General features: G+C 60.4%; 20 protein-coding genes. 12 read left to right on the top strand and 8 right to left on the bottom strand.

Annotated elements, in window-relative coordinates; translation table 11 throughout:
- Positions 1-8: 8 nt before the first annotated feature.
- Positions 9-1,220 (bottom strand): CmpA/NrtA family ABC transporter substrate-binding protein, encoded by a 1,212-nt coding sequence (locus KSS91_RS08870; protein WP_217837648.1) that lies wholly within the window; start codon positions 1,218-1,220, stop codon positions 9-11.
- Positions 1,221-1,393: 173 nt separating this feature from the next.
- On the opposite strand from KSS91_RS08870, the gene KSS91_RS08875 reads away from it, so the two are divergent.
- The 7 genes from KSS91_RS08875 to KSS91_RS08910 all read left to right on the top strand — a co-directional run bounded on the left by KSS91_RS08875 (position 1,394) and on the right by KSS91_RS08910 (position 8,907).
- A complete protein-coding gene (locus KSS91_RS08875) occupies positions 1,394-2,176 on the top strand; it encodes a helix-turn-helix domain-containing protein (protein ID WP_217837649.1) in 783 nt (260 codons plus the stop codon).
- Positions 2,177-2,180: 4 nt separating this feature from the next.
- Positions 2,181-3,746 carry an EscU/YscU/HrcU family type III secretion system export apparatus switch protein gene (locus tag KSS91_RS28565; protein ID WP_225923727.1) on the top strand — a complete coding sequence of 522 codons (1,566 nt, stop codon included), beginning with the start codon at positions 2,181-2,183 and terminating at the stop codon, positions 3,744-3,746.
- A 33-nt stretch (positions 3,747-3,779) separates the two neighbouring features.
- Complete coding sequence (sctE, locus tag KSS91_RS08890) at positions 3,780-5,546, top strand: type III secretion system translocon subunit SseC family protein (protein WP_217837650.1); 1,767 nt, start codon at positions 3,780-3,782, stop codon at positions 5,544-5,546.
- A 26-nt stretch (positions 5,547-5,572) separates the two neighbouring features.
- Positions 5,573-6,673, top strand: a complete 1,101-nt coding sequence (locus tag KSS91_RS08895) for an IpaC/SipC family type III secretion system effector (RefSeq protein ID WP_217837651.1) — start codon at positions 5,573-5,575, stop codon at positions 6,671-6,673.
- A 14-nt stretch (positions 6,674-6,687) separates the two neighbouring features.
- Positions 6,688-7,221 carry a hypothetical protein gene (locus KSS91_RS08900; RefSeq protein ID WP_225923728.1) on the top strand — a complete coding sequence of 178 codons (534 nt, stop codon included), beginning with the start codon at positions 6,688-6,690 and terminating at the stop codon, positions 7,219-7,221.
- 20 nt (positions 7,222-7,241) lie between these two features.
- The gene (locus KSS91_RS08905; RefSeq protein ID WP_217837652.1) at positions 7,242-7,766 is read left to right on the top strand and encodes a hypothetical protein; all 525 of its coding nucleotides are present in this window, start codon (positions 7,242-7,244) and stop codon (positions 7,764-7,766) included.
- A gap of 121 nt (positions 7,767-7,887) precedes the next feature.
- Positions 7,888-8,907 (top strand): quinone-dependent dihydroorotate dehydrogenase, encoded by a 1,020-nt coding sequence (locus KSS91_RS08910; RefSeq protein WP_095965179.1) that lies wholly within the window; start codon positions 7,888-7,890, stop codon positions 8,905-8,907.
- 244 nt (positions 8,908-9,151) lie between these two features.
- Here the strand turns inward: KSS91_RS08910 and rmf are convergent, their stop codons facing one another.
- Positions 9,152-9,367: a ribosome modulation factor gene (gene rmf, locus KSS91_RS08915; protein WP_003223300.1), complete on the bottom strand. Its 216-nt coding sequence runs from the start codon at positions 9,365-9,367 to the stop codon at positions 9,152-9,154.
- A gap of 530 nt (positions 9,368-9,897) precedes the next feature.
- Between rmf and rlmKL the strand changes: the two genes are divergently transcribed.
- On the top strand, positions 9,898-12,168 hold the full coding sequence (rlmKL, locus tag KSS91_RS08920; protein WP_217837653.1) for a bifunctional 23S rRNA (guanine(2069)-N(7))-methyltransferase RlmK/23S rRNA (guanine(2445)-N(2))-methyltransferase RlmL: 2,271 nt from the start codon (positions 9,898-9,900) through the stop codon (positions 12,166-12,168).
- Positions 12,169-12,364: 196 nt separating this feature from the next.
- Positions 12,365-14,764 (top strand): sensor domain-containing diguanylate cyclase, encoded by a 2,400-nt coding sequence (locus KSS91_RS08925; protein ID WP_217837654.1) that lies wholly within the window; start codon positions 12,365-12,367, stop codon positions 14,762-14,764.
- 137 nt (positions 14,765-14,901) lie between these two features.
- On the opposite strand, the gene dacB is transcribed toward KSS91_RS08925, so the two are convergent.
- Complete coding sequence (gene dacB / locus KSS91_RS08930) at positions 14,902-16,362, bottom strand: D-alanyl-D-alanine carboxypeptidase/D-alanyl-D-alanine endopeptidase (RefSeq protein WP_217837655.1); 1,461 nt, start codon at positions 16,360-16,362, stop codon at positions 14,902-14,904.
- 235 nt (positions 16,363-16,597) lie between these two features.
- On the opposite strand from dacB, the gene KSS91_RS08935 reads away from it, so the two are divergent.
- The gene (locus KSS91_RS08935) at positions 16,598-16,942 is read left to right on the top strand and encodes a YggL family protein (protein WP_007971486.1); all 345 of its coding nucleotides are present in this window, start codon (positions 16,598-16,600) and stop codon (positions 16,940-16,942) included.
- A 141-nt stretch (positions 16,943-17,083) separates the two neighbouring features.
- Here KSS91_RS08935 and KSS91_RS08940 read toward each other — a convergent pair whose 3' ends face one another.
- On the bottom strand, positions 17,084-18,274 hold the full coding sequence (locus tag KSS91_RS08940; protein ID WP_116582862.1) for a benzoate/H(+) symporter BenE family transporter: 1,191 nt from the start codon (positions 18,272-18,274) through the stop codon (positions 17,084-17,086).
- Positions 18,275-18,629: 355 nt separating this feature from the next.
- On the opposite strand from KSS91_RS08940, the gene KSS91_RS08945 reads away from it, so the two are divergent.
- Positions 18,630-19,394: a GntR family transcriptional regulator gene (locus tag KSS91_RS08945; protein WP_007971481.1), complete on the top strand. Its 765-nt coding sequence runs from the start codon at positions 18,630-18,632 to the stop codon at positions 19,392-19,394.
- Between the two features lie 162 nt (positions 19,395-19,556).
- Here the strand turns inward: KSS91_RS08945 and guaD are convergent, their stop codons facing one another.
- From guaD to xdhA, 4 genes are all read right to left on the bottom strand, one after another.
- On the bottom strand, positions 19,557-20,861 hold the full coding sequence (gene guaD / locus KSS91_RS08950) for a guanine deaminase (RefSeq protein WP_217837656.1): 1,305 nt from the start codon (positions 20,859-20,861) through the stop codon (positions 19,557-19,559).
- Between the two features lie 7 nt (positions 20,862-20,868).
- Positions 20,869-21,726, bottom strand: coding sequence for a xanthine dehydrogenase accessory protein XdhC (gene xdhC / locus KSS91_RS08955; RefSeq protein ID WP_217837657.1), 858 nt, complete (start codon positions 21,724-21,726; stop codon positions 20,869-20,871).
- Positions 21,727-21,843: 117 nt separating this feature from the next.
- Entirely contained in the window at positions 21,844-24,243 is a 2,400-nt protein-coding gene (gene xdhB, locus KSS91_RS08960) for a xanthine dehydrogenase molybdopterin binding subunit (protein WP_217837658.1), read from the bottom strand.
- Positions 24,236-25,690, bottom strand: a complete 1,455-nt coding sequence (xdhA, locus tag KSS91_RS08965; protein WP_217837659.1) for a xanthine dehydrogenase small subunit — start codon at positions 25,688-25,690, stop codon at positions 24,236-24,238. Before xdhA ends, xdhB begins: the two co-directional genes overlap by 8 nt.
- 267 nt (positions 25,691-25,957) lie before the next feature.
- Between xdhA and KSS91_RS08970 the strand changes: the two genes are divergently transcribed.
- The gene (locus KSS91_RS08970; RefSeq protein WP_217837660.1) at positions 25,958-26,617 is read left to right on the top strand and encodes a GntR family transcriptional regulator; all 660 of its coding nucleotides are present in this window, start codon (positions 25,958-25,960) and stop codon (positions 26,615-26,617) included.
- Position 26,618: the final 1 nt, after the last annotated feature.

A 26,618-nucleotide genomic window follows, 5' to 3' on the forward strand; every position in this document is an offset into this window, starting at 1 on the left:
GTCTCCTGTCAGCGGCTGGCGGATCGGTGTGAGCCGTCGCTCATGGCGTGCAGTTTGAAGCTGCGGGCATAACCGGCCGGGTCCGAACCGTCCCAGATCTTGCCGTCGATCAATTGACTGCTACGCATCTCCTTGCCCAATGCCGCGACACCGACAGCGCTGGCCGCTTCACGATACAAGTCTAGTTGATGGACTTGGCGGGCCACGGCGAGGTAATCCGGGTCATCGCGCAACAAGCCCCAGCGACGGAACTGGGTCATGAACCACATACCGTCGGACAGGTACGGCAGATTGACCTCGCCTTCACTATGGAAGCGCAGGGCGTGCGGGTCTTGCCAGCGATTGCCCAGGCCATCGACATAGTCGCCCAGCAGGCGCGGCTCGATGCATTCCAGCGGCGTATCGAGGTATTGCGCTGCACTGAGCAATTGCGCGGTGCTGCGACGATTTTCGCTGCTTTGTTCGATGAAGCGGCTGGCTTCCAGAATCGCCATCACCAACACCCGCGCGGTATTGGGATATTGCTCGACGAACGCACGGGTGCAGCCGAGGACCTTTTCCGGGTGATCGGGCCAGAGGGCCTGGGTCGTGGCCAGGGTGAAACCGAGGTCCTGCTGCACGGCGCTGGCGGACCAGGGTTCGCCGACACAGAACCCGTCGATACGCCCGGCCCGCAGGTGGGCAACCATTTGCGGCGGCGGCACTACGACGCTGTCGACATCCAGCAGCGGGTGAATGCCCTGGCTGGCCAGCCAGTAATACAACCACATGGCGTGGGTACCGGTAGGAAACGTCTGAGCGAAGGTGAGTTTTGCGCGAGTTTGGTGCACGTGCCGATCCAATGCCTCAGGACTGGTCACCCCAAGCGCCTGCAAGCCGCGGGACAGATTGATGCTCTGGCCGTTTTGATTCAGGCCCATCAACACCGCCATGTCGGTCGCGGCCACGCCACCGATGCCCAGGTGAACGGCGTAAATCAGACCGTAGAGACTGTGGGCTGCATCGAGTTCGCCGCTGACCAGCTTGTCCCGCAGGCTGGCCCAGGACGATTGGCGCTTGAGGTTCAGGGTCAAGCCATAGGGTTGGGCGAAGCCCTGGGTGGCGGCGACCACCACCGAGGCGCAGTCGCTCAGGGCCATGAAGCCGAGATTGATTTCGGTTTTTTCCGGGGCATCGCTGCCATTGACCCAGGCCAGAGGGCCGACTGACGGTTCGTTCATCGCGCGTTCACCTTGCAAAAAAAACGTCGTCCCGGGTCCGTGCATGGGCAGGCCGGGGACGACGCCATTGTCTTTGCACCCGTTCCGACGCTGGCATGGGTGCTGGTACACGGAAGGGTGCAAGGCATATGCCATCACCGGTTCATCAGCTTTACATCAGGATTCATCGCGCCATGTCTTTCATCCTGCCGGCCGTTGATCGTCAGGCCGCAAAGGAGGTTGGCGTGCAAATCCAATTACTACACGCCACCGGTCTGCCTGATGCTCGTTGCAGCGAGCGGGTGCTGCATGTGCGGGTCAGCGAATCCCCTGTGTATCTGGCTTCGGCGCAGCGCCCGCGGGTCTGTCTGCCGGTCGGTTGGGAAGGGCTGATTGCAACGAGCGATACATTCGAGCTGGGCGGCGGCGTGCAGAGCCGGCCGGTTGCAGAAGCGGCGCTGGTTAAATTGCAAGTGTTCATCGATCTGGGAAACACGCTGGTTGATCAACGACCCAGCCCGACATCCTGGGCGGCATTGCCGGTGGCGTACCCCGCCGTGTGGTCCGGGCGGGCGCTTGAGCGCTGGTACATCGAACAGGCCATGGTCGGGGGGATGGCTTACCAGACCTTCGCCGGCGTGCTGCGTCATACCGAAAGTTACGGACTTGTGCGCTTCCTGCTGGAGCAGGGCACCCACAGCGAAAAGTTGACCACCCTGGCTCAGCGTTATGGCGTTTCCGTGTCGCACTTCCGTCGACTGTGCCGGCAGGCCCTGGGCACGGCGGCCAAGCCTGCATTGCGCGGCTGGCGTGCGGCCAGGGCGCTGTTGAACATGAGCCTGCAGGACGACTCCCTGACGGATATCGCGCTGGAGTTGGGTTTTGCCTCTTCTTCGCATTTCTCCAAGGAAATCCGTGATCTGGTTGGCTTCACGCCCAGTAGCCTGGCCGACATAACCTACCTCCCAGGCAAGTGAGCCAATGAACCGCCGATTGCTTTCGTTATTTGTTTTGCCGTTCTGGTTAGGCGCCCTGTTGTCGCTGGTGCCGCTTGCCGCGCGCGCCAATGCCGACGGCTATGTGGCTCGCGAACAGAGCGTGCGCACATTCTTCAGCGAGTTGTCCGGGCCGTTGGGCAAACCTGTCATCGTCAGCAAGACTGCCGCCGCCAAACGGATTTCCGGTGCCTTCGATCTGCGTTCGCCGCAGCGGACCTTTGAGCGGGTCAGCGCGCAGATGGGGCTTATCTGGTATAGCGATGGCCAGGCGATTTATCTGTATGACGCGTCGGAAGTCAAAAGCTCGATGATGTCGCTGCAGACCCTGACTGTCACCAGACTTCAGGCGTTCCTTGAGCGTTCCGGGTTGCACGATGCACGTTATCCATTACGCCACGACGGCTTGCGCACTTTTCATGTGTCGGGCCCGCCGATGTATGTCGATCTGGTGGTGCAAGCCGCCGGACTGATGGATAACCAGCGCTCGGAACTGTTGCTGGGCAAGCAGCAGATCGGCGTGATCCAGGTGCGCAATACCTTTGTCAGCGACCGCAAGTATGAGCTGCGTGATGACAAGGTGACCATTCCCGGGCTGGCCACCGTGATCGAGGACTTGTTGCGTGGCGAAAAGCGCGAGGTCGAGCCGTCGGTGGCACAAGCCCCTGCGCAGCGTCCACAGGGATTGATGCCGGCGTTTCCCCTGGAAGGCCTGGCGAGCGCCCCCTCGGAGCAAGACCCGACCGCGCCGCGAATCATTGCGCGAGAGGTGGCTGCCGGAAATATACGGGTGTTGCAAAGCGGTTTTGCGCTGGCCAGCGAAGCCTTGAAGCTCAACCTGGGAGCGTTGAACCCGATCAATGGCTTCAAAAAACTGTTCAGCATGCGCACCGTCAAGGACACGGTCAAAGCGCTGCTGTACCTGGGCAGCTTTGCCCTGGCCCTGTGGATTGTCTGGATCACCCAGCGGCAATTGCTGTTTGCCCAACTGTTCGCCCAGGCATCTGACCTGTTCGCAATCTGGGGCCACTTGTTGCTGGTGCTGGTGCTGGCGTTCCTCGGATGCGTGCTGCTGATCGTCGCGCTCGATGCGTTGAGCGAATACTGGCTGTTCATGAAGGATCAGATGATGGACAAGGATTCGGTCAAGCGCGAACACAAGGAACAGGATGGCAATCCCGAGATCAAGGGACGCCGTCGTGACCTGCATCGTGAGTTGCTGTCGGAGCAAATCAAATCCGATGTGCGCAACTCGCGAATGATCATCGCCAACCCGACGCACATTGCCATCGGTGTGTATTTCCGCCCGGAAATCACCGTGTTGCCCTTCATCTCATTGATGGAAACCAACCAGCGTGCCCTGGCCGTTCGCGCCTATGCCAAAGAGGTCGGTGTGCCGGTGATCAATGACATCGCATTGGCCCGGCGGATATTCAAAACCCACCAGCGCTACAGCTTTCTTCAAGTACAGGAAATCGAAGAAGTCCTGCGTCTGAGCAAGCGACCGAAGACGATTTGCGCAAACAGGCTCAGGTGTATCTCGACACCTTGAGTCACATTGAAAAAGATTGTTCGGAGACAGAACATGAGTGAAATCAGAAGCACCTTCAACCCGGCTTCTTTGGGCTTGACCGGTCGAGACGTGGCCGTTGAAAAATATGGCCAAGCTGCCAGTCAAGCGGCCAGGACGGTGGATTATCAGAAGGCCGGCCAAGAGGCATTGGCTCGCCTGATGTCGGTGAGCTACGAAGGTCTGCCTGGCCCATCCGTCGCCAGTGCGGGCAGACCCTTGCTGCACGTGCCAGCGCTGCGCGCTGACGGCAACAAACAGGAAACCAACGGTGATCTGTTCACGCTGTTGATGGCGATGATCAGCGAGTTGATCGGCGAAGTCGACGTCAAAAAACTGAAAAACCGCCTGGCGATGCTGCAAAGCATGGCCGGTGCCAAGCAGCAGGGGTACGAAAAGCTGGCGGCTGACTACGCCGCAGCCGTCGAGGCGCTGGAAGTCGCCGAAGGCAATATCGGTAGCAGCCAGGAGCACCTCGATCAGTTGCAGGAGCGGGTTCGGCAGGTCCAGGGACTGCTGAATGAGAGTGAGGCACGGTTGGCGGAACTGGATTCTGAATCACCGGAATACGCTCGCGAACTGGCACTGCGCGACAAGCTGAAAGGTGAACTGGCGGGCCATACCCAAACACTGCAAAAGGCGACCGATGCTCACCTGAAACTGATCGAGATCGCCAACGCCTGCGCCAAAACGCTGGCCATGGTGGCCGTGAAGGTGCAAGAAGCCGGACTCGCCGGACCCTTGGTGAAGGAGTCCAACGAAAAAGCGCTGAACAGCAGCGCACTGGCGCTCCTGAACCGCTTGAAGATTATCGAGTTGCTTGGCGAGGCGGCGCAGAACAAGGAGGAGCTCAACCAGGAGTTGTTCCAGGAGATGCAAGCCAAGCTTCAGGAACACATGAAGCTCGAGTCGGAAAAGTACCTGGAAGAAGTGCGCAAGGCCGAGGCGCTGCAGAGCACCATGGGCTGCATTGGCAAGATCGTCGGCGCGATATTGACCATTGCGACAATCGCTGCCGGTGTTTTGACCGCCAACCCGGCGCTGATCGCGGTGGGGGTGATTGGCGCGGCAGTGATGATTTCCGATGCGGTGGTCGAGGAAGTGACGGGCAAGTCGTTCATGGCCGAAGCCATGAAGCCGCTCACCACAGTCATGCAGGAAGCCATCAAGCTGTTCACCGAAATCTATACAAAATTGCTGGTGACGTTTGTCGACGAGGAGACCGCAAAAGACATTGCGAAAATCGCAGGCATGATCCAGGGGGTCGCGGCCACGTTGGCTGCCGTTGCATTGGTGGTCGTGGTCGGGGCACAGGTAGTCGGGCCAATGGTCGGCGCCATTGCCTCGAGACTGGCCTCGATGATCGCCAACGCTATGCCTGCAGCCATGCAGGCGCTCAAGCAGGTGGCTTCATCAGTCAGCAATTCACTGACGCAGATGCTGACCCAGTTGCGCAGCTTCGTCACCAGAGGCGCCGATGCCGTGTCCCTGGCCCGCTACGCCGCCAATCTGCAGACGGCTCAGGCCGTCACCGAGTTCGGCAATGTGGCAGTGCAGGGTGGTTTGCAGATCGGTAGCGGCGAACATCTGGCCCAGGCAGCGAAGCACCTGGCGGACGTGCGGGTGCGCATGGCGATCAGCGAAGAGATCACTGACTACCTCACCCGGCTGGTCGAGGACTACGGCCAGGCGATGAAGGTCCGCACCGATGAGATCGGGAATTTAATTGCCGACATGCATCGCAGTCATGACGTGAGCCTGCAAATGGCCCGGCACGTTTGAAGTCACTGATAAAAAGGTAATTTTTCATGACCACCATTCACACCACGACCAGGCCTGCTCCAGCGGTATTGACTCACGATCCGGTGAGCGACGCAGGGTTGAGCGAGTTGATTGCCCAGGAGCAATTCTCGAAAGATCTCAAAGGCAAGCGCCTCTCGGATACGACGTTTCTCAACCAGGTCACCACCAGGCAAGTGCTCCAGAACGGTAGCTTCATAGCGCCTACGGCTGCGGCGCTCGAAAGTGCAATCAATGCCTACCAGCCCAGTGAGTCGGACTGGCAAGACTTCGCTGCAGCTTTGACGATGCTCAACGATGAAGTGCGCAACGATCTGGTGTTTGATCCGGGCGCGTGGGAGAAACATGCCAACGTATTGGTCGCCGCGATCATTGCACTCAACGTCGCACGGGTCGCCAACGCGCATTTGCGCGGGCATTTCAGTGTCATGGCGGCGGAGGCCGCCAAGGCCCAGGGCGCGGCCATCGTCGAATCCGGTGAGGCAGCCTTCTACAGCGCCGTCACTGCCGCCGTAGTGTCCGGCGTAGTTGCCGGTTTCGCTATGATCACGACGTTGAAAGGCCTGGGGCTCAAGCATGACGATATCAACCTGCACAAGCGCAACGCTCTGGACGCCAACAAAATTGAGCATGACCTGAAGCTACATCGTTCCCGCGATGACTGGGATCCGCAAACCACCTACAAAATAGAGACTTTCGACGATTTCGGCCGGTCGAAATTCGTCGACTTCAAACCCGAGGGGACCACGCTGACGCCTCAGGAGCAGGCGTGGTTCGACGGGGAAATCTACAAGGCGAAGGAGGTTGGGAAAAACTCCGACTGGTTGAGTCTGACGGGCATCAAAGGCATTGAGAAAAAGCTCGAAATCGGCCGTGCGCTCAGTGCGATGTCGATGAGCCTGAGTCAGGTCGTGTCCAGCATGGTGCGCATGAGCGAGTACGCTGCGCGGGAGAAAGAAGTCCTGCAGCAAAGTGCACAGAACACTCAGAAAAGCCTGAGTGACGAGGTCGCTCAGAAAGACTCCGCCGACAGGGCACTGGTGCAAAAGATGATGGATGAGATAGTGCAGATAAGCCGGTCGCGCATTGAAGTCCTTGGAAGGGTTTGAGTGAGGAAACCAATATGAGAATTGCAGAGCCCTCACATCCGTCAAGCAGTTTGCCTGCTGACTTCAATGCCAACGTTGATGCGCCGCTGCTTCCCGAAATGCCTGCCGAAGTCCACGCTGGATTTTCCCTTGCGCAGTTGCTCGAGCGTTCGGGGAAGGTGCTCAATCGTAACCTGGAAAACACGCTCAAGTGTCAAGCGGGCGCTCCAAGGGAACTTCAAGGTTCGCCTGCAGAGATTCTTGCGCAGTATTTTTCGTCTACCGAGTTTGCCGAGCAGACTCACGCTAAACGTATTCGATCGCTGATGTGGACACACCAGATGCGTCAGACTGGAATGGTGTTCAATCTTTGCCTCGATACGCTGCCAATGGAGCAACGTCAGCCACTCTACGATGAGCAAGATCGTATTCTCGATGAGCACAGACGAATGTCGGTGCCGGATGAGATCGCTGACGAGTTCGACGTGCGGGTGAACTCTTCAGTCGAATTTTTCGACAAGTTGATCGACCTCATTGACCTGATCAAAAACGGTTATCTGGGCGGTTAACCACGGTAGCTTTTGGCGCAGTGCAATTTCTGCTGGCGGAGTTGGGAGCCTTGATGCCGCTGAGCGGTCCGGGTCGATACGCGGCCGAACTTGGCTACAGCCTGGGCGCGGATGTCATCCAGGGTGTACTGAATGCCACAGGCGCGGTCATTGACGATTTCATCTTTATCCTGTGCAGAAGCTGGACCGTGCTGTCTCCTTCGGCTGGGCTGGACTCAGTGCTGTCCGACTCGGAGTCACTGCAGCAAAGTGTGCTGCAAGTACGTGCCGGGGCACGCCTGCCGTCAAGAGAGGAGCTGGCCAGTGCATTTCTCAATGTCAACGCGTCCCGAACCTCGGCGTTTCAGGCCCTCAATCTTGCAGTGGCCGCGGCGGCCGCCGAGTTGGCCTTGACTGATTTGGGTGAGGATACTCAAGGTCATGTTGTGAATGTCTGTGTAATGCTGATGCTGATGCTCATCTACTTTCCGTTCATCTGGAGTTGTTCCCAGCGTACTGACAATCAATGGTCGCCCGAGCAATTGCGCGAGAATCCTGCGCCGTAGGTGTTTTTCCGCAGAGTCATCGTGAATGTGGAGTGGGGCTGGTTTCAATCGCGCTCTCGCCCGCCACCCTCCACATGGCTATAATCGCCCCACTTTTCGTAGCCTTGAGTCAAACCCGCCCATGTACACCCTGGCCCGTCAGCTGTTGTTCAAACTTTCCCCGGAAACCTCCCACGATCTGTCCCTGGACCTGATCGGTGCGGGCGGGCGTCTTGGGCTCAACGGCTTGCTGTGCAAGGCCCCGGCAAAAATGCCGGTGAACGTCATGGGCCTGGAGTTCCCCAACCCGGTGGGCCTGGCCGCCGGTCTGGACAAGAACGGCGCGGCCATCGACGGTTTTGCCCAACTGGGTTTCGGTTTTGTCGAAATCGGCACCATCACCCCGCGTCCGCAGCCGGGCAACCCCAAGCCTCGCCTGTTCCGTTTGCCGGAAGCCGAGGCGATCATCAATCGCATGGGCTTCAACAACCTTGGCGTCGATCACCTGCTGGCCCGCGTGGCGGCGGCCAAATACAAGGGCGTGCTGGGCATCAACATCGGCAAGAACTTCGATACGCCGGTCGAGCGTGCCGTGGACGACTACCTGATCTGCCTGGACAAGGTGTACGCCCATGCCAGCTATGTGACGGTCAACGTCAGTTCGCCGAATACGCCGGGCCTGCGCAGCCTGCAATTCGGCGACTCGCTCAAGCAGTTGCTGGCCGATCTGGCCGAGCGCCGCGCGGAACTGGCCTTGCGTCATGGCAAGCATGTACCGCTGGCGATCAAGATCGCGCCGGACATGAGCGACGAAGAAACCGCACAGGTTGCACAAGCGCTGATCGAAACCGGAATGGATGCGGTCATCGCCACCAACACCACCCTGAGCCGCGTAGGCGTCGAAGGCATGGAACATGGCGACGAGGCCGGTGGTCTGTCCGGCGCACCGGTTCGCGACAAGAGCACCCACACCGTGAAGGTGCTGGCATCGGAGCTGGGTGGTCGCCTGCCGATCATCGCTGCCGGCGGCATTACCGAAGGCAAGCACGCCGCCGAGAAAATCACCGCGGGCGCGAGCCTGGTGCAGATTTATTCGGGCTTCATCTACAAGGGCCCGGCGCTGATTCGCGAGTCCGTAGACGCAATCGCAGCCTTGCGCTGATCCTCTGTAGGAGCGAGCCTGCTCGCGATGGTCGATAACGATAACGCGTGCTTTCTGGATACACGCGATGTTTTCGAGTCCATCGCGAGCAAGCTCGCTCCTACAGGGAAATTGCGTTTCCGGGAGGCATAAAAAAGGGCCCCTTTAAAGGAGCCCCTGGGCCGCAGCCCGCCGTCCGGATGGGACGTGCGTGGTTAATTCAGTACAAAATCAGATTGTCGTGTCGCAGTGTTGTGCCCTGTAATTAGCCGACGGCGTGAAGTTCGTTGAGTCTGTGGATTCCCGCAGTGCCGGTCATACCGTCCCAGTTGTCGCCGCGTCCTTCTCGCCAGCCATTGATCCAGGCTTGGCGTACCGACGGTAGAGTAAATGGGCAAAGCTCACGGGATTTGCCACCAACGCCATATTGATATCCGCGCAAAAATGCTCTTTCCAACGGATCACGCTTAAGTCTTCTCATAGGGTGTTGCCCTCACTTGTTGACTGTATTTATCGCGTCGACCTCTATTGAGGTCTGGCAGAAAAACTCTGCCGTTGGGGGCTCGTTGCCGGCGTGACGAGCCAAGGTGTTGGCGTCATTGCGGCGCCAACCTGAGTTGAGTTCTAACCAATGCGTCACATCGAGGGAATGATCGTTTTGTCATAAGGACGTAACCATTCATGTGTTAAGGCCATAAGTAACAGAGTGTTTGTAGCGTATTTATTAGCCAAACCCCGGTATGATCGGCTCTGCGCTGCATGATGGGCTTAATCCTTTAGTGAGAATGGCTCCTGTTGCCGGGAGGCACTATTCGACGAAGGGTCGACTTATGACATTTCATTGCATCAACTTTTTTATCTGTCCTTGCATCTAAGCTCACTTAACCCGAGCAGCAGGGGTGGAACGGCACACCTTCGTGCCACGCGGGCGCTCTTCGAGAAAAGCGCCTGATTGAAAACCGGACCGGCAATGCGTTGCCCGGTCACTCAGCTAAAGGTTCTGGAATTCCCATGTCCGATCGTTTCGAACTCTTCCTCACTTGCCCAAAAGGCCTTGAAGGCCTGCTCATCGAGGAAGCCGTCGGGCTTGGCCTTGAGGAAGCGCGGGAGCACACCTCTGCCGTGCGCGGCATGGCCACCATGGAAACCGCTTATCGCCTGTGCCTGTGGTCACGCTTGGCCAACCGCGTGCTGCTGGTGCTCAAGCGTTTCCCGATGAAGGACGCCGAAGACCTGTACCACGGCGTGCTGGACATCGAGTGGCAAGACCACATGCTCAACGACGGCACCCTGGCCGTCGAATTCAGTGGCCATGGCTCGGGTATCGACAACACCCACTTCGGCGCGCTGAAGGTCAAGGACGCAATAGTCGACAAACTGCGCACCCCGCAAGGCGACCGTCCGTCCATCGACAAGCTCAATCCGGACCTGCGCATTCACCTGCGCCTGGACCGTGGCGAAGCCATTCTGTCCCTCGACCTGTCCGGCCACAGCCTGCACCAGCGCGGCTATCGCCTGCAGCAAGGTGCGGCACCGCTCAAGGAAAACCTCGCGGCCGCCATCCTGATCCGTTCCGGTTGGCCACGTATCGCGGCCGAAGGCGGCGCGCTGGCCGACCCTATGTGCGGTGTCGGTACGTTCCTGGTGGAAGCGGCGATGATCGCCGCCGACATCGCGCCGAACCTGCGCCGCGAGCAGTGGGGCTTCACTGCCTGGCTCGGTCACGTTCCGGCGTTGTGGAAAAAACTCCACGAAGAAGCGTCCGAGCGCGCCGCGGCCGGTCTGGCCAAGACACCGCTGTGGATCCGTGGCTACGAAGCCGATCCGCGCCTGATTCAACCGGGGCGCAACAACGTCGAGCGGGCCGGCCTGAGCGAGTGGATCAAGATCTACCAGGGTGAAGTCGCAACCTTCGAGCCGCGCCCGGACCAGAACCAGAAAGGCCTGGTGATCTGCAACCCTCCGTACGGCGAGCGTCTGGGCGACGAGGCGAGCCTGCTCTACCTCTACCAGAACCTCGGCGAACGCCTGCGTCAGGCCTGTCTGAACTGGGAAGCGGCGGTGTTCACCGGCGCGCCGGACCTGGGCAAGCGCATGGGCATCCGCAGCCACAAGCAGTATTCGTTCTGGAACGGCGCCTTGCCGTGCAAGCTGCTGCTGATCAAGGTGCTGCCCGATCAGTTCGTCACCGGCGAGCGTCGTACGCCGGAACAGCGCCAGGTCGAGCGTGAGCAAGCCGCCTACGATCAGACGCCTAACGAACCGCAGGAACGCAAGTTCAACAAAAACGGCAACCCGATCAAACCGACGCCGGCACCGGCTCCGGTGGTCGAGCAGCCGCGCCTGAGCGAAGGCGGGCAGATGTTCGCCAACCGCCTGCAAAAGAACCTCAAGGCCCTGGGCAAGTGGGTCAAGCGTGAAGGTATCGACTGCTACCGCGTGTACGATGCCGACATGCCGGAATATTCCATGGCCATCGACCTGTATCACGACTGGGTCCATGTTCAGGAGTACGCCGCGCCGAAATCCATCGATCCGGAAAAAGCGTCGGCCCGCATGTTCGATGCCCTGGCCGCCATCCCGCAGGCGCTGAACATCGACAAGAACCGTGTGGTGGTCAAGCGCCGCGAGCGTCAGAGCGGCACCAAACAGTACGAGCGCCAGGCGGCGCAGGGCAAATTTGTCGAAGTCAATGAAGGTGGTGTGAAGCTGCTGGTGAACCTCACCGACTACCTCGACACCGGTCTGTTCCTCGACCATCGGCCGATGCGCATGCGTATCCAGAAAGAGGCGGCCGGCAAACGCTTCCTCAATCTGTTCTGCTACACCGCAACGGCCAGCGTGCATGCGGCCAAGGGCGGCGCGCGCAGCACCACTAGTGTCGATCTGTCGAAAACCTATCTGGACTGGGCGCGTCGCAACCTGTCTCTGAATGGCTTTTCCGACAAGAACCGCCTGGAGCAGGGCGATGTGATGGCGTGGCTCGAAGCCAGTCGTGACGAGTACGACTTGATCTTCATCGACCCGCCGACGTTCTCCAACTCCAAGCGCATGGAAGGCGTGTTCGACGTGCAGCGCGATCAGGTGCAACTGATCGACCTGGCCATGGCGCGTCTGGCACCCGGTGGCGTGTTGTACTTCTCCAACAACTTCCGCAAGTTCGAACTGGAGGCCAATCTCGGCGAGCGCTATGCGGTCGAGGACATCACTGCCCAGACCCTCGATCCGGATTTTGCCCGTAACGCCAAGATCCATCGCGCCTGGAAAATCATGGCACGTTGATGGTGCCCCCCTGTAGGAGCGAGCCTGCTCGCGATGGTCGACAACGATAACGCGAGCTTTCTGAAAGCACGCGGTGTTCTTGAGTCCATCGCGAGCAGGCTCGCTCCTACAGTGCTGGTCAAATTAGTGGCTAATAGCTATAACTCCACTCAGGGCCAAAGGGCTTTCCTGCACTTGGCGTTTTGAGTTGCGTTTTATGTCGTTGCACGCCGTGCGCCCCAGGATCCTGGGTTTTATCAGCGAAGATGCCTCGGCCTGGCTGGTCGCGTTGCTGGTTTTGTTGATCGGCGGGGTGCTCACCGGGTTACTGGCGTGGTCGACACTTAATCTGTTTCACCATCAATTGCGGCAACGCTTCCAACTGCTGGCCAGTGAGCGTTACAGCCGTATCGAAGAACGTTTCGAAGATCAGGAGCAGCGCCTCGACGGCCTGCGCCGGTTTTTCGCCAATTCCGGTTCGGTGTCCCGAGCGGAATTCGACGGCTACACCCAACCTTTGTTGCTGCGAACCCAGGCGTATTCCTATGCCCAGCGGGTCACTCGTGACGAGCGGGCGGCGTTCGAGCGACGGGTGCGAGACGAGGGCGTGAACAGCTTCACCCTGAGAGAGCTCAACGCCGACGGCCAATTGCAACTGGCCGGCGAGCGCGATGAGTACGTGGCGGTGCTGTATAGCCAGACGCAAAGCAAACTCGGCGCTCCCCTCGGTTACGACTTGCTGGCCCAGCCGCTGCGGCGTGCCACGCTCGCTCGGGCTGATCAGCGTGGCGGCATGGCGGTGTCGCAACCGATGCATCTGGTGAGTATCGAACCGGCCTATGCGCGCGGCGTGCTGCTGGTCGCGCCGGTCACGCAGCGCACCGGACAGGCCCACAATGCCACGAAGCCCTACGGGTATGTGATGGCCGTGATCAGCATGCGCCAATTGCTGGCGGACGGACTGCCGGAAGCGAGTCGCGACTATCTCTCGGTACGCATCCTCGATTTGTCCACCGACGACCGGCACGAAGTGCTGTTCGAGTCGCCCAACCCGCCAGCCGTCAGCGAGCTGTCGGCCACGCGCCTGTTGCGCATGGCCGACCATCACTATCAAGTCGATATCCGGCCCAGCGACGCGTTCGTGCAGGCCAACCATTCCTCCGTGACCAGTCTGCTCGTGTTGGGCGGATTGCTCAGCCTGTTGCTCAGTGCCTTGCTCTATGTGCTGGTCAGTCAGCGGCAGCGGGCGTTGAGACTGGTCGAACAGCGTACCCAGGAGCTGCGCGATCGGGAACAGGAGCTGCGTGGCACCCATGGTCAGTTGCGTGGCGTGCTCAATGCCGCCACCCAGGTTGCGATCATCGCCACCGACCTGCGCGGCGTCATCAGCACGTTTAACGCAGGGGCCGAGCAGATGCTCGGCTATAGCAGTGCCGAAGTGGTAGGCCATATGACTCTGGAGAACCTGCACCTGCCCCGGGAGCTGGCTGCTCGTTCGGCCGAGTTGAGCGCGCGCTATGGCAAGCCGGTGCCGAGCTGCCAGGCGATGCTGGTCGAAGGCGACGTGGAGGGCGGTCACGAGGCGCGGGAGTGGACCCTGGTGCGCGGCGATGGTAGCCATCTGATGGTCAACATGCTCGCCACGCCGGTGCTCGACGAGCAAGGCCTGTGGGTCGGGCACCTGGCGGTGTGCATCGACATCACCGAACGCAAGCGGGTCCATGAAGCGCTCGCGGCGCGGGACCTGCTGTTGAAAAAACTCAGCGCCCACGTGCCCGGTGGCATCTACCAGTTCAAGATGGAATTCGACGGGCGCTTCAGCGTGATCTATGCCAGCGACGGCATTCGCGATATCTACGAGCTGGAACCCGACGTACTGCTGCTCAATGCCGAAGCAATCTTCACCCGCATTCACCCCCAGGACACTACACGTGTCCGCGAATCGATCCGCGCTTCGGCCGAAACCCTCAGCCCCTGGCGCGAGGAGTACCGCGTGCAACTGCCGCAACGCGGGGTGCGTTGGGTTCGCGGCGAAGCCACTCCGGAGGAGCTGCCCGGTGGCGGTGTGCTCTGGCACGGCTACATCTCGGACATTTCCGATATGAAACGGGTGGAAGAAGAGTTGCGTGCGTTGTCAGTCACCGATTCTCTGACCGGTATCCATAACCGACGTTATTTCCAGGAGCGCCTGAGCACCGAAATGGTCCGGGTGGAGCGTGGCGGTGGGGATTTGTCGGTGATCATGCTCGATATCGACCATTTCAAGCGCATCAATGACCTGCATGGCCACGCCATCGGTGATCGGGTGTTGCAGGCAGTGTGCGAGCGGATCGGCCACCGGCTGCGTCGCACCGATGTGTTCTGCCGCCTGGGCGGTGAGGAGTTCATGGTGTTGTGCCCGGACATCGGCGGCGAACATGCCTATGTGCTGGCCCAGCAATTGTGGCACAGCCTGCGCAGTTCACCCATTGAAGGCGTCGGTACGGTCACCGCCAGTTTCGGGATTGCCAGTTGGCGCGCCGGGGAGGGCGCCGATGCCTTGCTGTTGCGCGCTGATTCGGGGGTTTATGCGGCGAAACAGGCAGGGCGAGACCGGGTAGAAGAGGAGATGAATTAACCCGGGTTGTACGCAATTAATGTGGGAGCGGGCTTGCTCGCGAAAGCGGTTTGTCAGTCACATCGATGTTGGATGTGCCGCCGTCTTCGCGAGCAAGCCCGCTCCCACAAGAGATCTACGGTGTTCTTAAGATCCGGTTACAACACCGAAGCCGTCTGCGGCGCTTTCGGTTGGCGGTACAGGTCGAGCAGCACCTGATCGAGCACCGACGAGGCGCCGAACGGGGCCTTGTCGTTGAGGATCGCCACCACTGCCCAGGTGTTGCCGTTGACGTCGCGACTGAAGCCGGCAATCGCCCGTACGGTGTTCAGCGTGCCGGTCTTGACGTGGGCTTCACCGCGCATCGCCGTGGTCTTCAGGCGCTTGCGCATGGTGCCGTCGGTGCCGGCAATCGGCATCGAACTGATGTACTCGGCGGCATACGGGCTGCGCCACGCCGCTTCGAGCATCGAGGCCAATTCCCGGGCGCTGACGCGCTCGGAGCGGGACAGGCCGGAACCGTTCTCCATCACCAGATGCGGTGCGGTGATGCCCTTTTTCGCCAGCCACTGACGCACGACACGCTGGGCAGCCTTGGCGTCATCACCATCGGCATCGGTGCGGAAACGTTGGCCCAGGCTCAGGAACAACTGCTGGGCCATGGTGTTGTTACTGTACTTGTTGATGTCGCGGATGATTTCCGCCAGGTCCGGCGAGAACGCCCGGGCCAGCACCTTGGCGTCTTTAGGGGTTGGCGCCAGCACATCCCTGCCCTGGATGCTGCCACCCAGTTCCTTCCAGATCGCGCGCACGGCGCCAGCGGTGTAGGTCGCGTGGTCGAGCAGCGACAGGTAAGTCTGCGAGCTGCAGCCTTCACCCAGTTGACCGCCGACGGTAACGGTCACGGTTCCATCGGCTTGCGCCACCGGGTTGTAACGCACGCCACCGGTGCATTGTTTGGAGTTGAGGGTCTTGACCTGGTTGTCGATGCGGATGCTCGCAATCGGCGGTTCCACCGAGACCAGTACCTTGCCCGAGTCATTGCGCGCAACGAAGCGCAGCGCCTTGAGGTTGACCAGCAGCGAGTCGGGTTTGACCAGGAACGGCTTGTTGTCATCGTTGCCGTCGTCATTGAACTCCGGCAGTTGCGGTTGCACGAAGAAGGTTTTATCCAGCACCAGGTCACCGGTGACGTGGGTGACACCGTTGGCACGCAGGTCGCGCATCAGCAGCCAGAGTTTTTCCATGTTCAGCTTCGGATCGCCGCCACCCTTGAGGTAGAGGTTGCCATTGAGGATGCCGCCACTGAGGGTACCGTCGGTGTAGAACTCGGTTCTCCACTGGTGGTTCGGGCCGAGCATTTCCAGGGCTGCGTAGGTGGTGACCAGTTTCATGGTCGACGCCGGGTTGACCGACACGTCGGCGTTGAACACCGTAGGAGTGCCGGGGCCGGTGAGCGGGATCATCACCAGCGACAGGGCGTTGTCCTGCAACTTGCTGGCTTTCAGGGCTTTTTCAACGTTGGGCGACAACGCGGTATTGATTGGAGCAGCGCAAACGGGGAGGGCCAGGGGGAGAAGAAAACCGGCCAACAGCAATGGACGCAAAGACTTGATCATCTGAAATAAAACCCTACAGCCGAGGGGGAAATAAGATGAGGGCATGAAGATAAATTCCCTCAATGGTCATGAAAGTGTCGGCATTATGCCCCAAGGTGTCACGACTTGTGCCGTGCGTGGGCTGTCCGATCGGCTATTTTTTTACCGACGGTAGGCGAGGTGGCCCAGAGAGTCAGGCAATCGGCGGCTTAAACTGCTAAAGTGCCGCCCGTTATTACTTAAGAGGATTGTTCCAATGGCGACTAACCGTTCCCAGCGTCTGCGCAAAAAACTGTGCGTCGATGAATTTCAAGAGCTGGGTTTCGAACTGAACCTGGATTTCAAAGAAGATTTGGCTGATGAAGCCATTGATGCTTTCCTCGACGCGTTCCTCAAAGAAGCCATGGAAGCCAACGGCCTGGGTTATGTTGGCGGCGACGACTACGGTCTGGTTTGCCTGCAGAAGCGTGGCTCGGTCAGCGCCGAACAGCGCGCTGCCGTTGAAGCCTGGCTCAAAGGCCGCACCGAGCTGACCAGCGTTGAAGTCAGCCCGCTGCTGGACGTCTGGTACCCGGAAAAGCCGATCAATCCGGTAGCTTGATGTTCTGAAAAAGAACGGCGACCCAAGGGTCGCCGTTTTTTTTGCGAAGATCAAAAGATCGCAGCCTCGTTTCACTCGACAGCTCCTACAGGGCATCGCGCTCAATGTAGGAGCTGCCGAAGGCTGCGATCTTTTGCTTTTTCAGGCCTTGCGCCAGTTCAGAATCAGCAGCGTCACCACCCCCGCGACAATCCCCCAGAACGCCGAACCGATGGAAAACAGCGTCAGCCCCGATGCCGTGACCATGAAGGTGATGAGCGCCGCTTCACGCTCCTTCACTTCGCTCATGGCGATGCTCAAGCCGTTGATGATCGAGCCGAACAGCGCCAGTGCGGCAATCGACAGCACCAGTTCCTTGGGCAGCGCGGCAAACAATGCCGCGAGCGTTGCGCCGAAGACGCCGGCGATCCCGTAGAAAATCCCGCACCAGACAGCTGCGGTGTAGCGTTTGTTGCGATCTTCATGGGCGTGCGGACCGGTGCAGATCGCCGCGCTGATTGCCGCCAGGTTGATCCCGTGAGAACCGAACGGTGCCAGCAGCAAACTGGCGATGCCGGTGGTGGTGATCAGCGGCGAGGCTGGCACGGTGTAGCCATCGGCGCGCAATACGGCGATGCCGGGCATGTTCTGTGAGGTCATGGCGACGACAAACAGCGGGATGCCGATGCTGATGGTCGCGGCCAGGGAGAACTGCGGTGTGGTCCAGACCGGCGTGGCGACCTCCAGGTGAAACCCGCTGAAGTCCAGCAGACCCATGAAGCCTGACAATGCCGTGCCGATCAGCAGGGCTGCCAGCACCGCATAGCGCGGCGACAGGCGCTTGACCAGCAGATAAGTGACGAACATCCCCAGCACCAGGGCCGTGCGGTGTTGCGCGGCGACGAAAATCTCGCTGCCGATCTTGAACAGGATCCCTGCCAGCAGGGCGGCGGCCAGGGATGCCGGGATTTTTTTCACCAGCCGTTCGAAGCTGCCGGTCAGCCCGCAAATCGTCACCAGCACCGCGCAGGTCATATAGGCACCAATGGCTTCGCCGTAGCTAACGCCGCCCAGGCTGGTGATCAGCAGCGCGGCACCGGGGGTCGACCAGGCAATGGTGATCGGCGTGCGATAGCGCAGGGACAGGCCGATGGAGCACACCGCCATGCCGATGGAGATCGCCCAGATCCACGAAGAAATCTGCCCGCTGCTCAGGCCCGCCGCTTGCCCGGCCTGGAACATCAGCACCAGGGAGCTGGTGTAGCCGGTCATCATGGCGATGAACCCGGCGACGATGGCCGAGGGCGAGGTGTCGGCCAGCGGGCGGATTTGCGTGTGGGTGGCGTCGTTCATGACGGTGGTGTTCCTTATACAAATGAAGATGTCCGCAGCAACGCTGAACCTTGTGGGAGCGGGCTTGCTCGCGAAGGGGGCGTGTCAGTCGACATTGATATGGCAAACAGACCGCATTCGCGAGCAAGCCCGCTCCCACAGGGATCGTGCCAAAAAGGCGGATTCTGCGAACAAGCCTAAACTCAAAAGTAATCAGGTGTTGCGATACAGCCGAGGCAACATTCAGCCGTACAGTCGTGTTGCCACCATCCATTGTGTACAATCGCAGTGTTTTTTACGCGATACTTGCCAGCGACCCACTGTGCCGTATTACAGTCACGGTCAATTCGCCGCAGTTCTTCCGACTCGAGTGCCCATGAACGAACAGTTGCAACCCCTAAAGAAACAACCGCGAGCAGGCAAAGCCGGCCGCAGCGGTACCCAGGACGATATTGTCTACGCGCATATCTTCGAGGCCATCCTCGAGCAGCGTCTGGCGCCCGGCACCAAGTTGAGCGAAGAAGCGCTGGGGGAAATTTTCGGGGTCAGCCGCACCATCATTCGCCGCGCCCTGTCGCGCCTGGCCCATGAAGGCGTGGTGCTGTTGCGTCCCAATCGCGGCGCCGTGGTTGCCAGCCCGAGTGTCGAAGAGGCGCGCCAGGTGTTCATGGCCCGGCGTCTGGTCGAGCGCGCGATCACCGAGCTGGCGGTGCAGCACGCCACCGCCGAACAGATCGCCGAATTGCGCCAGATGGTCAACGACGAACGCGACAGTTTCTCCCGTGGCGACCGTGGTGCCGGCATCCGCCTGTCGGGCGAATTCCACCTGAAACTGGCTGAAGCGGCGAAAAACGCCCCGTTGATCAGCTTCCAGCGCAGCCTGGTGTCCCAGACGTCGCTGATCATCGCCCAGTACGAAAGCGGCAACCGCTCCCACTGTTCCTACGACGAGCACACCCAGTTGATCGACGCCATCGAGAAGCGCGACGCTGAACTGGCGGTGAACCTGATGATGCATCACATGGATCACATCGACAGCAAGCTCAACCTCGACGAGGAAAGTGCTTCGGATGACCTGCATGCGGTGTTCTCGCATTTGCTGCAGACCAAGAAGCCGGGTCGTTCGCCGGCGAAAATCTGATAGACCGCGTCGCCTGATTCGCGAGCAAGCCCGCTCCCACATTTGATCTGTGCCGTTCACAAATCCCCTGTGGGAGCGGGCTTGCTCGCGAAGGCGGCCTTAAAGACACAAAAAATCCCCCGGGGTGTAAAGCTGCGGGGGATTTTTTATGTCCGAAGAAATTTACCGCTGATGCACCAGATTCCCCGCCGCATAAGTCTGCAGCACAGTCCGGTCATCCCCCAGCGTCATCAACACAAACAACGTCTCGGCGATGTTATTGGCCTGCTTCAGGCGATAGCCCAGCAGCGGCGTGGCGTTGTAGTCCAGCACCAGGAAGTCGGCGTCGGTGCCCGGTTGCAGGGTGCCGATCTTGTCTTCCAGACGCAGCGCACGGGCGCCGCCGAGGGTGGCCAGGTACAGCGACTTGAACGGACTCAGGCGCGCACCTTGCAGCTGCATCACCTTGTACGCCTCGTTGAGCGTTTGCAGCAGCGAGAAACTGGTGCCGCCGCCGACATCGGTGCCGATGCCGACATTGAGTTTGTGCTTCTCGGCCATCGGCAGGTTGAACAGGCCGCTGCCGAGGAAGAAGTTCGAGGTCGGGCAGAACGAGATGGCCGAACCGGTTTCTGCCAGTCGCGCGCACTCGTCATCGCACAGGTGCACACCGTGGGCGAACACCGAGCGCTCGCCGAGCAACTGATAGTGGTCGTAGACGTCCAGGTAGCCCTTGCGCTCGGGGAACAGCTCCTTGACCCACTCGATTTCCTTGAGGTTTTCGCTGATGTGGGTCTGCATGTACAGATCCGGGTATTCGGTCAGCAACTGGCCGGCCAGGGTCAGCTGTTCCGGGGTGCTGGTCGGTGCGAAGCGTGGGGTGACGGCGTAGTGCAGGCGACCCTTGCCGTGCCAGCGCTCGATCAGCGCCTTGCTGTCGACGTAGCTGGATTCGGCGGTATCGGTCAGGTAGTCCGGGGCGTTGCGGTCCATCATCACCTTGCCGGCGATCATCCGCAGGTCGAGCTGCTCGGCCGCTTCGAAGAACGAGTTCACCGATTGCGGGTGCACGCTGCCGAACACCAGCGCGGTGGTGGTGCCGTTGCGCAGCAGTTCCTTGATGAAAATGTCAGCGACCTGGTCAGCGTGGGCCTTGTCGGCGAACTGGCTTTCGCACGGGAAGGTGTAGGTGTTGAGCCAGTCCAGCAATTGTTCGCCGTAGGCGCCGACCATGCCGGTTTGCGGCAGGTGGATGTGGGTGTCGATGAAGCCGGGGGTGATCAGCGCATCCTGATAGTGGGTGATCTCGATATCCGCCGGCAGGGTCGGCAGCAATTCGCTGGCGTGGCCCAGGGCGCTGATCTGGCCGTTATCCACAACCAGCAAGCCGTCTTCGAAATACTCGTAGGAGGCTTCGATACCGACTTCGGCTGGGTCGGCAATGCTGTGCAGGATGGCGGCGCGGTAAGCTTTGCGAGTCAAAGGCATGAGATTCTCAGTTCGAGGCTTTCAAGTTTGCGGTTTGGCTGCGGCGTGACGCGGGCAGCAGTTTGGCAATCGGTTCGGCGCTGGAGGTCTGCTGGCCGAAGTTCGCGTTATAGGTGGCGATGATTTCGCCGGCGATGGAGATGGCGATTTCCACAGGCAACTTGCCTTTGACTTCGCCGATGCCCATCGGGCAGCGCATGCGTTGCACGACGCTGTTGTCGAAACCGCGGTCGCGCAGGCGATGTTCGAACTTCACGCGTTTGGTCTTCGAGCCGATCAGGCCGAAGTAGGCGAAGTCATTGCGCTTGAGGATCGCCGCGGTCAGTTCGAGGTCGAGCTGGTGGTTGTGGGTCATCACGATGCAATAGCTGCCGGCGGGCAGGTCATCGATTTCATCCACCGGTTCTTCGCTGACGATCTTGCGCACGCCGTGGGGGAGCTGCTCGGGGAATTCCTCTTCCCGCGAATCAATCCAGCGTACCCGGCAAGGCAGGCTGGCCAGCAGCGGCACCAGGGCGCGACCGACGTGGCCGGCACCGAACACGGCGATCTGCGCCTGCACCTGGCCCATCGGTTCGAACAGCAGAACGGTGGCACCGCCGCAGCACTGGCCGAGGCTGGCGCCGAGGCTGAAACGCTCCAGATGGGTGTCCTGCTTGCCGCTGGCCAGCATCTCGCGGGCGATCTTCATGGCCTTGTATTCCAGGTGCCCGCCACCGATGGTGTCGAAGGCCTGGTTCGCGCTGATGACCATTTTCGAGCCAGCGTTGCGCGGCGTGGAGCCGAGCTCTTCGATGATGGTCACCAGCACGCAGGGTTCACCCCGGTTTTGCAGGTCGGCGAGGGCGTCGATCCAGTTGTACATGTTTCACCTCAACATCTCTGTTGTCAGTTCGGGCCTCTTCGCGAGCAAGCCCGCTCCCACATTTGGAATGCATTTCAATGTGGGAGCGGGCTTGCTCGCGAAGGCCGCACCTCGGTCTTAAAGCGAAGCCAACTCGGTTTCAGCCTCGACAGCCTTGGCCGCCTTCAACCGGCGCATCTGCTCACAGCCCCACAACACCCGCTCCGGAGTCGCCGGTGCGTCGATTTTCGGTTGATGCCTATAATCACCCAGGCTCGCCACGGCGTCCTTGATCGCACACCACGAAGCGATGCCGAGCATGAACGGCGGCTCGCCCACGGCCTTGGAATGGAACACCGTGTCTTCCGGGTTCTTGCGGTTTTCCACCAGCTTCACCCGCAGGTCCAGCGGCATGTCCGCCACGGCCGGGATCTTGTAGCTGGCCGGGCCGTTGGTCATCAGCTTGCCCTTGTTGTTCCACACCAGCTCTTCCATGGTCAGCCAGCCCATGCCCTGGATGAAACCGCCCTCGACCTGACCGATGTCGATGGCCGGGTTCAACGAGGCGCCGACGTCGTGGAGGATGTCGGTGCGCAGCATCTTGTATTCGCCGGTCAGGGTGTCAACCAGCACTTCGCAGCACGCCGCGCCAAAGGCGAAGTAGTAGAACGGCCGGCCACGGGCCTGGCTGCGGTCGTAGTAGATTTTCGGGGTCTTGTAGAAGCCAGTGCTCGACAGCGAGACCTGGGCGAAATACGCCTGCTGGATCAACGCTTCGAACGTCAGGATGTGATCGCGGACCCGCACGTGGCCGTTATGGAACTCCACGTCTTCTTCGCTGACCTTGTACTGGCGCGCGGCGAATTCCACCAGGCGCTGCTTGATGGTTTCGGCGGCGTTCTGCGCAGCCTTGCCGTTCAGGTCGGCACCGCTGGACGCGGCAGTCGGCGAGGTGTTCGGCACCTTGTCGGTGTTGGTCGCGGTGATCTGTACGCGGTCCATTTCCACCTGGAACACTTCGGCCACCACCTGCGCGACCTTGGTGTTCAGGCCCTGGCCCATTTCGGTGCCGCCGTGGTTCAGGTGGATGCTGCCGTCGGTGTAGACGTGCATCAGGGCACCGGCCTGGTTGAGGAAGCTGGCGGTGAAGGAAATGCCGAACTTCACCGGGGTCAGCGCCAGGCCTTTTTTCAGGATCGGGCTGTTGGCGTTGTAGCGACGGATCGCTTCGCGACGCTCGGCGTACTGGCTGCTTTCTTCCAGTTCGGCGGTCATCTCCTCGAGCATGTTGTGCTCGACGGTCTGGTAGTAGTGGGTGACGTTGCGCTCGGTCTTGCCGTAGTAGTTGGCCTTGCGCACGGCCAAAGGATCCAGGGCCAGATGGCGGGAAATAGCGTCCATCACTTCTTCGATGGCGACCATGCCTTGCGGTCCGCCGAAACCACGGTAGGCGGTGTTCGACGCGGTGTTGGTCTTGCAGCGGTGACCGTTGATGGTCGCGTCGCCCAGGTAATACGAATTGTCCGAGTGGAACATTGCGCGGTCGACGATCGACGCCGACAGGTCAGGGGAGCAACCGCAGTTGCCGGCCAGTTCCAGGTTAATGCCGTGCAGGCGGCCGGTGCTGTCGAAGCCGACGTCGTACTCGACATAGAAGGGGTGACGCTTGCCGGTCATCAGCATGTCTTCGACCCGCGGCAGGCGCATCTTGGTCGGCTGGCCGGTGAGGTGCGCGATCACCGCGCACAGGCACGCGGGGCTCGCCGCCTGGGTTTCCTTGCCGCCGAAACCACCGCCCATGCGGCGCATGTCGACGACGATCTTGTTCATCGACACGTCCAGTACTTCGGCCACCAGCTTCTGTACTTCGGTGGGGTTCTGCGTGGAGCAGTAGACGATCATGCCGCCGTCTTCGGTCGGCATCACCGAAGAGATCTGGGTTTCCAGGTAGAAGTGCTCCTGGCCGCCGATGTGCAGGGTGCCCTGGATGCGGTGCTCGGCAGTGGCCAGCGCCGTGGCCGAATCGCCGCGCTTGTGGGTGTGGCTGTCGAGTACGAAGTGGCGCTTGCGCAGGGCTTCGACCACGTCCAGCACAGGTTCCAGATCTTCATATTCGATGATCGCGGCCATGGCCGCCTTGCGTGCGGTTTCCAGGTCTTTCGCGGCAACGGCGACCACCGGCTGGCCAACGAACTGCACGGTGTCGATCGCCAACAGCGGATCGCCCGGCAGCAACGGACCGATGTCCTTCAGGCCCGGCACGTCTTCGTGGGTGATGGCGATGCGCACGCCTTCGAAGGCGTAGCAGGGCGAGGTGTCGATGCTGATGATGCGGGCATGGGCGCGGTCCGACATGCGCGCATATACGTGCAACTGGTTCGGGAATTCCAGGCGATCGTCGATGTACTGCGCTTCACCGGCGACATGCTTGGCGGCGCTGTCGTGCTTGACGGCGCGGCCGACACCGGTGGTCAGGTCCTTGGCGAACAGTTCAGCCAATTCGGCTTGGGTCTTCTCTACGGCGTGATGATTAGACATAAGCGGTCACCCGAGTCTCGATGTGCGGTGTTTGCAGTTCGATGAAGTATTTGCGCAGCAGGTTCTGCGCGCTGAGCAGGCGATATTCCTTGCTGGCGCGGAAGTCCGAGAGCGGCGTGAAGTCTTCGCCCAGGGCAGCGCAGGCGCGTTCGACGGTGGCGTTATTGAATGGCGAGCCAAGCAACGCGGCTTCGCAGGCTGCAGCACGTTTCGGGATGGCCGCCATGCCGCCGAAAGCGACGCGGGCCTCGGCGACCACGCCGTTTTCCAGGCGAATGTTGAAGGCAGCACACACGGCGGAAATGTCATCGTCCAGGCGCTTGGAAACCTTGTAGGCGCGGAACAGTTTTTCGACGCTGGCGCGGGGCACGATGATCTTTTCGATGAACTCGCTTTCCTGGCGCGCCGTGACGCGGTAATCGATGAAGTAATCTTCCAGCGCCAGGGTGCGGCGGGTTTCGCCTTTGCACAGCACGATTTGCGCGCCGAGGGCGATCAGCAGGGGCGGCGAGTCACCAATCGGCGAGGCGTTGCCGATGTTGCCGCCCAGGGTGCCCTGGTTGCGGATCTGCAGGGACGCAAAGCGGTGCAGCAATTCACCGAAGTCCGGGTACTCGGCGTTCAGGGCTTCGTAGCAATCGGAAAGGGCGGTGGCGGCGCCGATTTCCAGGCGATCGTCAAAGCGCTCGATGCGTTTCATCTCGGCGACGTTGCCGACGTAGATCATCACCGGAAGTGTGCGGTGGAACTGCGTGACTTCCAGCGCCAGGTCGGTACCGCCAGCCAGCAGGCGGGCCTGTGGATAAGCGTCGTAGAGGTCGGCCAGGTCGGCCACGGTCAGCGGCACCAGGCAGCGTTTGTCGCCGCTGTTGAGTTCGCCGATATCGGTTGGGGCAATGGCTTTGAGGCGCGCGATGGTGTCGGCCTCGAGGGCGTCGAACTGGTCCGGCTGCTTGCCACAGCAGGACTGCTCGGCGGCTTCCAGGATCGGACGGTAACCGGTGCAGCGGCAAAGATTGCCGGCCAGTGCTTCGTGGGCCTTGGCATGATCCGGTGCATCGCTGTTCTTTTGCAGGGCAAACAGCGACATCACGAAGCCGGGGGTGCAGAAGCCGCATTGCGAGCCGTGGCACTCGACCATGGCTTTCTGCACGCTGTGCAGTTCACCTTTGTGCTTGAGGTCTTCAACGCTGATCAGTTGTTTGCCGTGCAGGGACGATACGAATGTCAAGCATGAGTTGAGGCTGCGATAGCGAATGTGTTCGCGGCCTTCGTCATCGGTCTGCAATTCGCCGACGACCACGGTGCAGGCGCCGCAGTCACCGCTGGCGCAGCCTTCTTTGGTGCCGGGTTTGCTTACATGGTCGCGCAGATAATTGAGCACGGTCAGGTTCGGGTCCAGGGCGTGCTCGCTACGGAGTTCCTGGTTTAGTAAAAACTGGATCACGGAAGGCCTCGCAGACTCATTATTGTTGTTAACCGATAGGAACCGAATTTAGCAGGTCTGACTTTTCGGTCAATGATTTTCTGACTTAAAGGTCAGGAAATTGCATTTTGTCGATCAACCCCTTGTTCCTTAATTATTGTCGTTGGTTCGATAGCCTGCTTTTTTGCTTGAATCGTGCCAAAAACCTCCGGGCGGGCACTGCGCCCTGACGCAGCAATTGCGCTACACTGCGCCGCTTGTACGGATCAAAGAGTTTGAAGGACAACCATGACGTTCAAGGCGCCGGACAGCCTCGCCGAGCAAATCGCTCACCACCTCGCCGAACGCATCATTCGCGGCGAAATGAAGCCCGGGGAGCGCATCCAGGAACAGAAGGTAACGCTGGCCCTCAATGTCAGCCGCGGTTCGGTCCGCGAGGCCTTGCTGATCCTCGAGCGTCGGCACCTGATCGCGATCCTGCCGCGACGTGGCGCCCACGTCACCGAGCTCACACCGCACAAGGTGCAGAGCCTGTGCACGCTGATGAGCGAGATGTACATCCTGCTGGCCAACGCCGTGGCCAGCGGCTGGAAAGTCCAGGCCGACCTGGCGCCGTTCGTGCAGATCCAGCAGCGCCTGACCGCCAGCTACGAGCGCCAGGACATCCACACCTTCGTCGACGACAGTTTCAACGTGATGCGCGCCACGTACGGGTTTGCCAACAACCCGTACCTGCAGGAAACCGTCGAGAATCTGCAGCCGGCCATGAGCCGTGCCTATTTCCTTGCCCTGGAGCAGCGCAAGGCGTCGATGAGCGAATACCTGGAGCTGTTCGAGCGCCTGCTCGCGGCCGTGATCGCCCGTGACTTTGCACAGATCCGCACAGTGCTGACCGCCTACGGCCAGCGCAGTTGCGATCTGGTGATCTCCGCCCTGACGGACGCCTGAG

Source organism: Pseudomonas azerbaijanorientalis (genome assembly GCF_019139795.1).
Classification (GTDB): domain Bacteria; phylum Pseudomonadota; class Gammaproteobacteria; order Pseudomonadales; family Pseudomonadaceae; genus Aquipseudomonas; species Aquipseudomonas laurylsulfatiphila.

Coding starts and splice junctions, on each gene's coding strand:
- KSS91_RS08970 (WP_217837660.1), top strand. CDS start 25,958: ATGACGTTCAAGGCGCCGGACAGCCTCGCCGAGCAAATCGCTCACCAC.
- KSS91_RS08935 (WP_007971486.1), top strand. CDS start 16,598: ATGGCGACTAACCGTTCCCAGCGTCTGCGCAAAAAACTGTGCGTCGAT.
- KSS91_RS08910 (WP_095965179.1), top strand. CDS start 7,888: ATGTACACCCTGGCCCGTCAGCTGTTGTTCAAACTTTCCCCGGAAACC.
- sctE (WP_217837650.1), top strand. CDS start 3,780: ATGAGTGAAATCAGAAGCACCTTCAACCCGGCTTCTTTGGGCTTGACC.
- KSS91_RS28565 (WP_225923727.1), top strand. CDS start 2,181: ATGAACCGCCGATTGCTTTCGTTATTTGTTTTGCCGTTCTGGTTAGGC.
- KSS91_RS08895 (WP_217837651.1), top strand. CDS start 5,573: ATGACCACCATTCACACCACGACCAGGCCTGCTCCAGCGGTATTGACT.
- dacB (WP_217837655.1), bottom strand. CDS start 16,362: ATGATCAAGTCTTTGCGTCCATTGCTGTTGGCCGGTTTTCTTCTCCCC.
- KSS91_RS08940 (WP_116582862.1), bottom strand. CDS start 18,274: ATGAACGACGCCACCCACACGCAAATCCGCCCGCTGGCCGACACCTCG.
- KSS91_RS08945 (WP_007971481.1), top strand. CDS start 18,630: ATGAACGAACAGTTGCAACCCCTAAAGAAACAACCGCGAGCAGGCAAA.
- KSS91_RS08925 (WP_217837654.1), top strand. CDS start 12,365: ATGTCGTTGCACGCCGTGCGCCCCAGGATCCTGGGTTTTATCAGCGAA.
- xdhC (WP_217837657.1), bottom strand. CDS start 21,726: ATGTACAACTGGATCGACGCCCTCGCCGACCTGCAAAACCGGGGTGAA.
- rmf (WP_003223300.1), bottom strand. CDS start 9,367: ATGAGAAGACTTAAGCGTGATCCGTTGGAAAGAGCATTTTTGCGCGGA.
- rlmKL (WP_217837653.1), top strand. CDS start 9,898: ATGTCCGATCGTTTCGAACTCTTCCTCACTTGCCCAAAAGGCCTTGAA.
- KSS91_RS08900 (WP_225923728.1), top strand. CDS start 6,688: ATGAGAATTGCAGAGCCCTCACATCCGTCAAGCAGTTTGCCTGCTGAC.
- KSS91_RS08870 (WP_217837648.1), bottom strand. CDS start 1,220: ATGAACGAACCGTCAGTCGGCCCTCTGGCCTGGGTCAATGGCAGCGAT.
- KSS91_RS08875 (WP_217837649.1), top strand. CDS start 1,394: ATGTCTTTCATCCTGCCGGCCGTTGATCGTCAGGCCGCAAAGGAGGTT.
- guaD (WP_217837656.1), bottom strand. CDS start 20,861: ATGCCTTTGACTCGCAAAGCTTACCGCGCCGCCATCCTGCACAGCATT.
- xdhB (WP_217837658.1), bottom strand. CDS start 24,243: ATGTCTAATCATCACGCCGTAGAGAAGACCCAAGCCGAATTGGCTGAA.